Annotated in this window: 9 protein-coding genes; 3 read left to right on the top strand and 6 right to left on the bottom strand. The window is 36.8% G+C overall.

Annotation, left to right across the window (positions count from 1 at the left end; translation table 11 throughout):
• The 5 genes from BAMA_RS17370 to fdhF all read right to left on the bottom strand — a co-directional run bounded on the left by BAMA_RS17370 (nucleotide 1) and on the right by fdhF (nucleotide 8,781).
• Nucleotides 1–1,416, bottom strand: coding sequence for an amino acid permease (locus BAMA_RS17370; RefSeq protein ID WP_034641710.1), 1,416 nt, complete (start codon nucleotides 1,414–1,416; stop codon nucleotides 1–3).
• A gap of 104 nt (nucleotides 1,417–1,520) precedes the next feature.
• Nucleotides 1,521–2,654 carry an alanine dehydrogenase gene (gene ald / locus BAMA_RS17365; protein WP_034641706.1) on the bottom strand — a complete coding sequence of 378 codons (1,134 nt, stop codon included), beginning with the start codon at nucleotides 2,652–2,654 and terminating at the stop codon, nucleotides 1,521–1,523.
• 517 nt (nucleotides 2,655–3,171) lie between these two features.
• A complete protein-coding gene (locus BAMA_RS17360) occupies nucleotides 3,172–5,028 on the bottom strand; it encodes a glycerophosphoryl diester phosphodiesterase membrane domain-containing protein (protein ID WP_034641703.1) in 1,857 nt (618 codons plus the stop codon).
• 312 nt (nucleotides 5,029–5,340) lie between these two features.
• Entirely contained in the window at nucleotides 5,341–5,826 is a 486-nt protein-coding gene (locus tag BAMA_RS17355; RefSeq protein ID WP_034641700.1) for a helical membrane plugin domain-containing protein, read from the bottom strand.
• A gap of 12 nt (nucleotides 5,827–5,838) precedes the next feature.
• Entirely contained in the window at nucleotides 5,839–8,781 is a 2,943-nt protein-coding gene (fdhF, locus tag BAMA_RS17350; protein ID WP_034641697.1) for a formate dehydrogenase subunit alpha, read from the bottom strand.
• Nucleotides 8,782–9,174: 393 nt separating this feature from the next.
• On the opposite strand from fdhF, the gene fdhD reads away from it, so the two are divergent.
• Nucleotides 9,175–9,981, top strand: a complete 807-nt coding sequence (gene fdhD, locus BAMA_RS17345) for a formate dehydrogenase accessory sulfurtransferase FdhD (protein WP_034641695.1) — start codon at nucleotides 9,175–9,177, stop codon at nucleotides 9,979–9,981.
• A gap of 343 nt (nucleotides 9,982–10,324) precedes the next feature.
• On the opposite strand, the gene BAMA_RS25430 is transcribed toward fdhD, so the two are convergent.
• A complete protein-coding gene (locus BAMA_RS25430) occupies nucleotides 10,325–10,447 on the bottom strand; it encodes a hypothetical protein (RefSeq protein WP_265182749.1) in 123 nt (40 codons plus the stop codon).
• Between the two features lie 429 nt (nucleotides 10,448–10,876).
• Between BAMA_RS25430 and BAMA_RS17340 the strand changes: the two genes are divergently transcribed.
• Nucleotides 10,877–11,557, top strand: coding sequence for a response regulator transcription factor (locus BAMA_RS17340; RefSeq protein ID WP_034641692.1), 681 nt, complete (start codon nucleotides 10,877–10,879; stop codon nucleotides 11,555–11,557).
• 19 nt (nucleotides 11,558–11,576) lie between these two features.
• Nucleotides 11,577–12,953 (top strand): sensor histidine kinase, encoded by a 1,377-nt coding sequence (locus BAMA_RS17335; protein ID WP_034641689.1) that lies wholly within the window; start codon nucleotides 11,577–11,579, stop codon nucleotides 12,951–12,953.
• Nucleotides 12,954–13,109: the final 156 nt, after the last annotated feature.

The raw sequence follows: 13,109 nt of genomic DNA, 5'->3' as shown, positions 1-13,109 counted from the left end.
TTAATTTGCTTGTTCTAACTGCTCTTCTGCACCTTCATCTCGTTTCAAATGACTATGCTTTTTCGAATACACAAAGTATACGATAACACCTAATAGTAACCAAGCGCCGAAGTAAATCCAAGTTGTAAGTGGTAAATTCACCATTAAGAATATACAACATACAATCGAAATGATTGGAAGAAATGGTACAAGTGGTACCATAAATCCACGTTTTAACTTCGGATGTTTCTTACGAAGAATAAGAACTGTTACACCAACCATCGCAAACGTTAGTAACGCTCCAATGTTTGCTAAGTTTGACAATTGTTTCAAATCAACAAAACCTGCGATTAAAGCGCTTCCAATTCCTGTCAACCAAACTGTGAATGTTGGAGCTTCTGTCTTCTCGTTAAGTTTTGCAAATGACTTTGGTAATAAACCATCACGGCTCATTGCAAAGAATACACGTGTTGTTGCATAAATGTATGCAAAGATTACTGCCATAATCCCAACTACAGCACCAACTGCAACGATACCCGCAACTTTATGTTGTCCAACAGATTCTAGTGCATATGCCATCGCATCGTTTACAGCTAACTTTTCGTAAGGTACCATTCCTGTCATAACAAGACATACTGCAACATAAATTACTGTACAAATTGCAAGTGATGCAATAATTCCGATCGGTAAATCACGCTGCGGATTTTTTACTTCTTCTGCAGAAGTAGCTAGTGCATCAAACCCTAAGAATGCAAAGAATACTGCTGCTCCTCCAGCAAAAATTCCACTAATGCCGTAAGGTGCAAATGGATCCCAGTTTGCTGGTTCTACATAAAATACTCCTACTACAATGAATAATGCGACAATTCCGATTTTAATAATTACCATTAAGTTATTCACGCGTTTACTTTCTTTCGTACCACGTGATAACAGGTATGTTAATAATAATGTAACAAAAATAGCAGGTATGTTTGCAATTCCACCTTGCGTTGGAATTGTTAGAAACTCTTCTGGAATTGTAATTCCGAGACCTGAAACTAAATGAGAGAAGTAACTTGTCCACCCGCTTGCTACAGCTGCGGTTGTTACAACATACACGGATAACAATGTCCATCCCATTAAATGAGCTATAAATTCACCAATTGTTGCATACGAATACGTATACACACTACCTGATACTGGAATTGCTGAAGCAACTTCCGCGTAACATAGTGCTGCAAAACCACAAACAAGCGCTGCAATCATAAATGAAAAGATAACTGCTGGACCAGCATCTCGTGCTGCTACTAATCCTGTTAATACTAAAACCCCCGTACCAATTGTTGCCCCAACACCTAGCATTGTTAAATCAAAAGCATTTAAACTTTTCGTTAAAGTTTTACTGTTGCTTTGTCCTAACAATTGCGCAATAGATTTCTTTTTGAATAGGTTGGACATGGTGTACGCCCCCTTTTTACCAAGAAGAGCTAAGAGAAGATCTCTTAGCTCTTATCATGTTGTATAAAATATTGTTTGATATTTTGCTTTATCTCATACTGCTATTAGCAAGATACTGCTGCAGCTTCCAATAACGCTTTTGCATCTCTGTACTCTAAGCCGTGTGCTTCTGCAACTGCTTCGAATGTTACATAACCGTCTAATACGTTGATACCTTTTAATAATGCAGCGTTGTTTAAGCAAGCTTGTTTGTAACCTTGGTTTGCAATTTGTACTGCATATGGAACTGTTACATTCGTTAATGCAAGTGTTGACGTACGTGGAACAGCACCTGGCATGTTAGCAACAGCGTAGTGAACAACGCCGTGCTTCTCATAAGTTGGGTTGTCATGCGTTGTAATACGATCTGTTGTTTCGAAAATACCACCTTGGTCAATAGCGATATCTACTACTACAGAACCTGGTTCCATTGTTTTAATCATTTCTTCTGTTACAAGTTTCGGAGCTTTTGCACCTGGAATTAATACAGCACCGATAACAAGGTCAGATTCTTTTACAGCTTCAGCGATGTTGAATGGGTTAGACATTAATGTTTTCACTTGGTTACCGAAAATGTCATCTAATTGACGAAGACGATCAGCACTTAAGTCGATGATTGTTACATCTGCACCTAGACCAACTGCAATTTTAGCAGCATTTGTACCTGCTTGTCCACCACCAATGATTGTTACTTTGCCGCGTTTTACGCCTGGAACGCCTGCAAGTAAGATACCTTTACCGCCTTTGTTCTTCTCAAGGAACTGTGCACCAAGTTGAGAAGCCATACGACCTGCAACTTCACTCATAGGAGCAAGTAGTGGTAAAGAACGGTTTTCTGCTTGAACTGTTTCATATGCAATCGCTACCACTTTTTTGTCTACTAAAGCCTTTGTTAATTCTGGCTCTGGAGCTAAGTGTAGGTATGTGAATAAGATTAAGCCTTCGTGGAAGTGCTTGTATTCACTTTCAACTGGTTCTTTAACTTTCATAACCATTTCCATAGACCAAGCTTCTTCAGCTGTTTCAACAAGCTTTGCACCTGCTTCTACATATTGCTCATCTGTAAATCCAGATCCTAGACCTGCACCTTTTTGAATGAATACTTCGTGGTTGTTACGAACTAAATGTACAACACCAGCTGGTGTCATTGCTACACGGTTTTCATTGTTTTTAATTTCTGCTGGTACCCCAATACGCATAATTAAAATGCCCCCTTATAATTAAAAGAAAAAAGAAATTCTTTTTTCTATTTGTAATAATAAATAACTTATGCTCTTATTCTAGCATAACTTAAAATTTATGAAAACGCTAACATACAAAAATATTAAAGTTTTTATTTTTAGAATAGTTTAAATATAAATAACGTTGTTTTATAAGGATATGAATACTAACAAAACTTTTATGCATGTTCCTGTCTATTAAGCTATCTTAATGTATATTTTGATTATTTTATTATTTGAAAATAATTGATTCTGACAAAAGAATACAAAACACTGAATAATTTTAACCAGTTTTTATATTATCCCGCATTAACGGGCTGTAAGACTCTCACCTCAAAACTTAGAGGATTCAGAGAAGTTTAGGTGGGAGATTAACAGTCCGTAAAAGCCCAATTGGTCGGGCTGACACTCAGTGGGGGATGGAGACCCCCCCACTGAGTGAAGTTTCACTTTATTTCTATATAAAAAGCTGCTGGATTTCAAATCCAGCAGCTTTTTATAACTTTACGATGAACAACTGTGAGAACAATTCCTTAGTTATTTCCTGTAACTGTTCTATAATTGTTTGATCATCTTGCTCTTTTAGCATAGCCAATGTATGCCTTGCGTCTTCAGGGTAATCCGTAATGATCCCATCAACGTTTAACTTGTAATAAGACTCTATATTTTCCATATTATTCACAGTCCATACATAAACAGGTTTATTTAACTGTTCTGCTGACTCCATTAATTGTTCTTTCAACATATATTCTTCTACAACGAAAAAGTCTGCTTGAATATGGCTTAAATCCGCTACACTCGCATACATAACATATCCTACTTCTAATTTTGGATTTTCCCGCTTAATTTCCGCAATAAGTGGATAATGTAACGTTTGAATCACGCACTCTTTCTCAAACTTATTTTTCTCAATGACTTCCACCACTTTTTTTGTGAAATCCTTTTCTTTACCGTGTAACTTCAATTCAATATTTAAACGAATTTTTCCTTTTGCAAGCTTAATGATTTCATCAAGCGTACTGATTTCTCCTGTAAAGCCATCTTGAGATAGTGTCAGCTGTCTTAATTCGTCCATTGTTAAGTCAGATACATTTGCATGTGTGTTTGCCAATCGATTTAACTTCAAATCGTGAATAACAGCAAGTTCTCCGTCCTTCGTTTGCAAAACATCAATTTCTGCATAATCAGCTTTTGCATCAATCGCTCCTTGCACTGCTTCTTTCGAATTTTCTACACCTTTTGCAATATAGCCACGGTGCGCCATAATAATAGGATCTTTATAAGACTCTGTCACAAACGTTACGAAAAACGCAGTAATTACTCCAAATATTACAACACCACCTATATACACCGTTAAAAACTTGTAACGATGCTTTTTAAAAAAGCATTTATCTACTTTTGTTTTCGAATAATCTAACCCTTCTTCTAACAAAATGTCTTCAACCGGAACTTTTTGTACATATAACAGAGTTAATGCCATAATGTAAAATGGTGTAACAATAAAGCTAAATACATACATAATGCTCGTTAAAAAGACGCTAAGCGTTGACTCTGCCAATAGAGCAAATGTACCCGCCGGATTTGTAACATGCCATACTCCTAATAAAAGCAATAAATACATTCCAAAAAAGAATATAAACAATAGGGCGACTACACTGAAAAACCCTACAAAAAATAAAATCATCTTAAAAAAGTTTTGCTTTACAATAGTTGCACTCTTTCTCGCCGCTACGCGAAATGATTTCCCTTCTAACACGATAATGGGAAGAACAAATACCCAGCGAACATTTAAGTAAGCTATACCAGCAAACGCTGTAAAATATCCTACTTTCCCAAGTGTCGTTTTTAAGATTTCTCCTGTAATAAAATTAGGAATATGAATTTCAGGTAATAACGCTGATTTAAATCCTATACTTAAAAGCGGTAACAGTATTACAACGTATAAAATAAACCCCGGTAAACAGTACGTAAAAAATGAAGGTAAATACGTTACTGTTTTGTATAAAATCGGTCTTATTCTGACTTTTTGACGCTTATGAGCAAAATACGAAATAATAATGAGTACTGCAAATTCAATAAAGATGAGAAATAACGCAAGCATAGACAAAATAAGAACTGCAGCAATCCCATATGGTGTTTTCAAAAATAATAATAGCTCATCATTTGTCGCATATGCATAACCACCTGCATATAACAACTTATTAAAAATCATGCTAAGTAAAGGGATGAATACGGTAGCTGCTATTAACTTATAAGCAAGTTGAAATGATAATACGTTCCAAAAAGCAAATCGTACTGTTTGTAGCGACTGTCCGATAATCCCTGGTATCGATAATTTCTTTCTATATAACATATTTTACGATACTAAAACTTACAACGTATGTATTGCCTATGATAAGGATTCCATTTTTCCCGCTATTTGCGGGCTGTAAGACTCCCACTGAGTGAAGTTTCACTTTATTCTCTATCATTTCATTTTTGCATCGTTATATATTTTAGTAAACGATCCTCCTCCCCATTCCTTGTCACAAAATGTATACTTTATCATTTTCTCACAAATAACAATTTTATAATACAGAACTTAAACCATGAAAGAAATTTGCTTACTAAAAAGCTTCATACATAAAAAAAGAGCAGCGAATTACAGTCCGCTACCCTCTACTCCTTATTTCTTCTCATCTAACTCTTTCCCGAACGCTTTTAAAAAGTTAAAACCAAATGTAATTGCACGGTTAATATCAGGATCTTTTAGTACTTTAAAGAAATCCATTACCGTTGTTTTCTTTCCTTTTTGCAGTTCTTCCGTTGCATACTTTAAACCTGTTGCAAGGCTTGCTGTCACTTGCTTCGTCATTTCAGGCGTCACTGAAGAGAGTCCTTCTCCAGCTCCAATCATATTGTTTAATGCATTTTTCACCGGTTCACGATTTAACTGTCCAATCATAATTTTAGAAACATCTTCTCTTGCAGCTAACAAACTGACCGCTGCATCTAACAATCCCGCTTGCTGCAGCTGGCCAAGTAGCTGAATGGTCTCTCCAATTGCCTCTCGGTTTTCTCCTAGTTGCTGAAGTAACTCTTCGGAAAATTGCTTCTGCTTCTCTTCTTCTGTCATAACTGTTTTTTGAATCATTGTTATTTCTTTAGCCACAGTGCTTCCCTCCTAGTTCCCATCCACAAGTGAGACATATTGTTTCCGTTGCCACTTTCTCTGCACTTCAACGCCGTTTTGTGGATAACGCTTTTTATCACGTGGATTGGAGTCTGGAAGCGGACGATTTCCTCTTTCCCTTAGTACACGCATTTTCACACGTGTTTGCTTATACGCTGGTGTACATGTATAAATGTCCATCGCTGTTCCTGTTAAAATATTAATCGCTTCTTCATTTACAGTTGCATGCATCGGTAAATATAGCTCTTTTCCTGTTACGCGGTCTGTAATAAGCGCTGGCACTTTAATTTTTCCAAACGGTGAGGTCAATTCAATAAGTCCACCATCTTTAACGCCACGCTCTAGAGCAAGCTCAGGAGAAATCTCAACAAATACTTCAGAGATTTTTGATAAGATACCTGCTGATTTTTTCGTCATATTTCCTTCATGGAAATGTTCTAGCACACGTCCATTATTTAACAGTAGATCATACTCTTCTGGTGCTTCTACTGGTGGCACCCATTCATTAAGGGAAAGACGCGCTTTTTTATCCGGGAAGTTAAATCCATCTACATATAATAACGGCGTATCACTACCGTCATGACTTCCCCAGCATAAACTATTCCAACCTTCTAATCGCTCAAATGTTGCCTGTGAATATAACGGTGCAAGTGATGCAATTTCATCCATAATTTCACTTGGATGTTCGTAATTCCAATCTGCTCCAAGCGCTCTCGCTACTTTTTGTAAAATCCACCAGTCAGGCTTAGAATCACCAAGCGGTGGCATTACTTCATATAAACGCTGAATGCGGCGCTCCGTATTTGTAAATGTACCTTCTTTTTCTAAGCTTGGTGCAGCAGGTAAAATGACATCTGCAAAACGGGCTGTTTTCGATAAGAACACATCTTGTACAACAAGGAAGTCCAAATTCGCTAAAATATGCTGTACATGATTCGCATTGGAGTCTACAAGAGCCATATCTTCTCCCATCACATACATCCCGCGAAGTTTCCCTTCTTCTGCTGCAATAAGCATTGCAATATTATTTAATCCAGGTTCAGCTGGAATAGCAACGCCATACGCACGCTCAAATTTCGCTCTCGCTTCATCATCTGTAATTGCTTGATATCCTGGAAGCCAGTTTGGCAGCGTCCCCATATCACAAGCACCTTGCACATTGTTATGTCCACGAAGTGGGTATGCGCCAGCTCCAGGACGACGGTAATTTCCTGTTACAAGCAATAAATTAGAAATCGCTGCAGACGTCGTACTTCCTCCTGTGTTTTGTGTAACACCCATTCCCCACAGTACACACGTACCATCTGCATCACGTACCATCTTCGCCATTTCTATTAATGTATCTTTTGAAATACCAGTAATGCTCTCTGTGTAATCTAACGTATACTTCTCTAGCATTTTGTTATATTCATTAAAGTTTGTTACATTCTCAGCTAAGAAAGCTTTATCGTGCCAGTCTTGATCAATAATATATTTCGTTACCCCCGCAAGCCAAACATAATCTGTACCTTGACGAGGATGTACAAATAAATCTGCCCTTTCAGCCATTTCATGTTTACGTAAATCAGCGACAATTAACTTTTGATCATGTAATTTATGGGCCCTTTTCACACGCGTTGCAAGAACTGGATGTCCTTCTGTTGGATTCGCACCAACAATAATAACAAGCCCTGCCTCAGCTATATCCCGAATCGTGCCAGCGTCACCACCCATACCAACTGTTTTAAATAAACCATCCGTTGCTGGAGATTGGCAATAACGCGAACAATTATCAACGTTATTTGTCCCGTACACTTGACGTGCTAACTTTTGCATTAAATAGTTTTCTTCATTTGTAATTTTAGATGACGAAATAAATCCAAATGCATCATTGCCGTACTCCCCTTTAATATGACTCATATTAGAAGCAACGACTTCTAATGCTTCTTCCCACGAAGCTTCAACAAACATATCCCCTTTGCGGATAAGCGGTTTCGTAATACGCTCTTCACTATTTACAAAGTCCCAGCCAAATTTTCCTTTTACGCAAGTTGAGATACCGTTCACCGGTGCTTCTGATACTGGCTGTACTTTTAAAATGTGACGATCCTTTGTCCATACTTCAAATGAACAACCAACGCCGCAAAACGTACAAACAGTCTTTGTTTTATTGATTTTCGTTTTTCGCATCGCCGCTTCTACTTCTGAAACAGCTAAAATACTGCTGTAACCCGGTTCTACATCTTTTACAAAGTCAATCATCGGCGACATAAGATCTTCTTTCATCCCTGTCATAAAACCTGCTTCCCCAAGCATAGACTTCTCCATTAATGCATTACATGGACAAACAGTTACACATTGACCACAGCTTACGCACGATGAATCATTAATTGATACACCGTTATCCCAAATGACTCGAGGACGATCTAAACTCCAATCAATTGATATCGTTTCATTTACTTGTAAGTTTTGACACACTTCCACACATTGTCCACAAGCAATACACTGATTCGGATCATAGCGATAAAACGGATGTGACATATCTACTTCTGAAGGACTAACTTTTGGTTCATACGGATATTTCTGCTCTTCTATTCCCATCATATGTACCGTATTATGAATTTTACAATTGCCGTTATTATTATCACACACTGTACAATATAATAGATGATTCTCTAATAGACGGTCCATTGCTTCCGTCTGCGCTTCTGTGGCACGCTTGGACTTTCTTTCAATATTCATTCCCTCTTCAACTTGAGTCGAACACGCACGTAATAGTTTCCCATTCACTTCCACGATACATGTATCACATGTCTGAATTGGATCTACCTCTGGCACATGACAAATTTGTGGATGTTCCAAATGACTCTCATTTAATACTTGTAATATCGTTTTTTCAACTGATGAAGTATACGCTACTCCATCAATTGTTACTTGAACTGTGCTACCTTTCATCGTTCCCCTCTCCTTACAACCAATGTGCAACACATTTTTGAATGCGGTTTCAATAATGTATTCTGACACACTCTTTTTTCATTCGGTTCTTAGAAGTTGATTCTTGATGTTTTATAACAAATTCGCCAACAACACTCTTTATATACAAATATAAGAATACAAAACTTAAGCAACTAATCCCCTAATAAATCATTTCTATACTTACGCAAATTCTACCTTTTACCAAAAAAAGAAAAGTTTTTACCTTTTAATTTGTATTTATATAACTGTATAATGTTACCATTATATTATATCGTAGCCATTTTAGAATTACCAAGCAATCTGTTATGTATATGTGACAATTCGATTTTTTACTTTCAAAGTGTAAAGAATATAACTAAAGGGGACATAAACATGGGGGGAATTCAAGAAACATTACGTGTTATTCGTTATGAAAGCGGAGGATTTCATGAACAAACAGACGAAGTTGTAACAGAGTACCCCGTTACAATCAAGTTAAACGGCGAAGAACATGCAACAATTGTTTGTACACCAGATTATATTGAAGATATGACAGTTGGTTTTCTCGTATCAGAAGGAATTATTCCTTCCTACGAACATATTGAAAAACTATGGATACAAGCAGATAAAGGATTTGTGCATGTTACAACTTCTGCAACAAATAAATTATATGAAGCATGTTATAACAAACGCTACGTCACATCATGTTGTGGGAAAAGTAGACAAGGATTTGTATTTATAAACGATGCTGCAAAAGCAAAAAAGATGGAACACATACAAGTAACACTATCTCCAGCAGATTGTTTCCGTCTCATGAACGACTTGCAACACTCTTCTTCTACTTTTAGACAAACAGGTGGTGTTCATAATACAGCTTTATGTGATAAACATAACATTCTCGTATCACGAATGGACATTGGCCGTCACAATGCTTTAGATAAGATTTACGGTTATTGTTTGCGAAACAATATTTCCGTAACAGGAAAAATCATTGCCTTTAGCGGACGAATTTCATCAGAGATTTTATTAAAAGTATCCAAAATCGGCTGTGAAATTATCCTTTCTAAATCGGCCCCTACAAAGTTAGCGCTTGAACTTGCTCACGATTTAGGAATTACAGTTGTCGGATTCATCAGGGGAAATTCTTGCAATATATATACCCATCCAGAACGAATTGAAGGATATCAACCCTTACAATAGTGTAATGTTCTTGTCACCTGAATCGATCGTTCTCTCTTCTATCATTCGTTATACTGAAACTACAATATGACGCGAAGGAGCGATAAGAGATGAAACAATTCATTAAAGTAACGGTAGCAATTGTAAAAGTACTTGTAGACGGAAAACATGTAGCAACAACATTAAATAAATGTTAGGAGGAATGTCACATGCAAGATTACAAAAAAGCTTTCTACTTGATTAGTGGAACCGCGCTTGTGACAACATGTTTAGCAATCCTTCCGTGGTTGATTATATAAGCCATTGCATTCTCTTATCCTCAAAACAAAAAGTCCCGTACATATGATGTGCGGGACTTTTTTATCTATAAAATCGCAAGGAATTTATTTGTACATACAACTAAAATGACCATTGATAATGCAATACACATCACTGCTGCATTGCGCTCTTGTTTTTCTTTTTGCAAACGTTCTTCTTTCGTATTCACGTTTAGCCCCTCCTTTTGTATAAAAAAGTGTGAGATAAGAACAGCTTTCGATTCCGATGCGAGGTGAATTCGAAAACCAATTCCTATCTCACGTACACAATAGAATGGAATTGTCATTTTATCGCTAAAATGACCTGACGTTATGTCGCAACATAGGGTATTTGTGTTGCTTCATGTCCCATTATAAAAAAGAGTTGTGCAAAAGTAGTGCATTTTCCACACATATCACTATAAAAAAGTTTTTATCCCGTATTAACAAGCTTTCCCACTGAGTGAAGTTTCACTTTCTCTATTGCACACCGATCTTAAAGCCTTAATACTTGGAAACAAGAAAATTGACTTACCCTTGAGCAAAAAACAGAGTTTTTTTATATTCTCGTGTAAAATAAATAAAAAGAACTACTGAACGATTTGAGGTGTACACATATTATGGCAAAAATTTTATTAGTAGATGATGAAGAAAGAATGCTACGTCTATTAGATTTATTTCTTAGCCCACGTGGTCACTTTTGTACAAAAATCACTTCTGGTCATGACGCTATAGAGCTAATACAACAAAAAGATTTCGATATTATCCTACTAGATGTCATGATGCCAGGAATAGACGGCTGGGATACTTGCAAGCAAATTCGAGAATTTAGTAACATCCCTATTATTATGCTAACTGCACGTAACCAAAATTATGACATGGTGAAAGGACTTACAATTGGAGCGGATGATTATATTACAAAACCATTTGATGAACAAGTATTAGTTGCACGAATTGAGGCAATACTACGCCGCACAAAAAATGAAGATATTATAATTTTTCAAGGCATTACATGGGATCGAACAAAACATATTGTTACAGCATATGAAGAAAAGCTGCCCCTTACGCCAATTGAATTTTCACTACTAGGACTGTTTCTACAAAATATGAACCGAGCCTACAGCCGCGATGAATTAATCGAAAAGATTTGGGGCTTTCAAACGGATGTTGAGTACCGAACGATAGACTCCCACATTCGAAATATTCGCGATAAATTACGAAAATATAATTTCCCTGTGGAGCAATATTTAGAGACGGTCTATAAAGTGGGATATAAATGGAAAAAAGATCCCGATTCATAGTAAAGGTTGTGAAGTCACAATGAATAAACTTTCATTAAAGCTTGGAACATGCTTTTTACTCCTAGCATTATGTATTGAAATCGTTGCTTTCATGTCTATTCATACGACACTTTCCAAAATGCGTATTGAAGAAGAAACAACAGCACTGCTTACAAAAGGGAATTGGTACCGCGACTTTCTTGAAAGGCGTCCTAGTAAAAGAGCTATGGAGCACATTACGGCAATGGAGTCGCATTCCCCTGCAGATACAAAATTAGTAATCACAAATCCCCTAGGAGAAGTAATTGCGTATTCAGATCCTATTACGAGCGAAATGCAAAAACATTTAAGTCATAAAGTAGACAATATTTCAAAAGAAGGTATTGTCAGTGAACGACACTGGCAAACATCTAAGTATATTTCTACTATTAGCCCCATTACAATAGACGGTAAAGTAACTGGTTATGTTCATATGTTTTTAGATACATCCTTTTTAAAGAAGATGATTACCCGCTTAACGGAACAGTTTATTATTGTTGGTGTATTAATTATTGCACTCACAACCGTTTCGGTCTTTGTATTATCACGTGTCATCACAACGCCTCTTGTTCAAATGAAGCGAGCGACGGAAAAAATGTTACAACGAAATAAACCTATTACGTTAAACATTAAACGAAACGATGAACTTGGAAGCTTAGCAAAAACAATTGAAAGATTGTCAAACGAACTCACTTATATGAAAAAAGAAAGAAATGAGTTTCTTGCAAGTGTCGCTCATGAGTTACTTACACCCCTTACTTATATGAAAGGTTACGCAAAAGTTGCAAAAAGGGAGACTTTATCAAGAGAAGAAAGGGAAGAATATTTACAGATTATTGAAGATGAAACAGAAAGCATCACGAAACTTGTCCAAGATTTATTCGATCTCGTGCAGCTTGAACAGCACCAATTTGTAATCAAAAAAGAATGCGTATTATTATACCCATTCCTTGAAAAAATTATCGAAAAAACAAAACCTGCTTTTCATCAAAAACAAATTACCCTTTCTCTTCAATGCGAACAAGATTTTCAAACATCAATTGACACAATCCGGATGGAACAAGTAATACTGAACTTAATACAAAATGCATATCAACATTCCCCCTCTCACTCGCACATTACGATAAAGGTGATAAAGCTTGAACATACATTCACCGTTGAAATACAGGATGAAGGAGATGGGATACCACCTGAAGACCTTCCTCATATTTTTGAACGCTTTTATCGTGTAGATAAATCCCGAACACGAGCTACAGGTGGTAAAGGAATTGGGCTTGCTGTTGTAAAAGAGATTATTGAATTACATAAAGGAACAATTCATGTAAGAAGTCACTTTGGTGCTGGTACCACCTTTATCATCACACTACCAGTTCAGTGAATACCCCCTCCTAAAGTGAAACTTTAATCATTTGGGGTGGAGAACCCCCAATGATTATTAGGCGGACCAATCGGGCTTTTACATTCAAAAGTCGTAGCTAGATTCGTGCTGTTTATCTTCCACCTAAGCTTCTTCGTACTCCTCAAGTTTTGAGGT

It is taken from the genome of Bacillus manliponensis, from assembly GCF_000712595.1.
Lineage (GTDB): Bacteria > Bacillota > Bacilli > Bacillales > Bacillaceae_G > Bacillus_A > Bacillus_A manliponensis.
The sequence above is the reverse complement of the archived record's forward strand: the minus strand, read 5'-3'. Positions and strand labels throughout refer to the sequence as shown.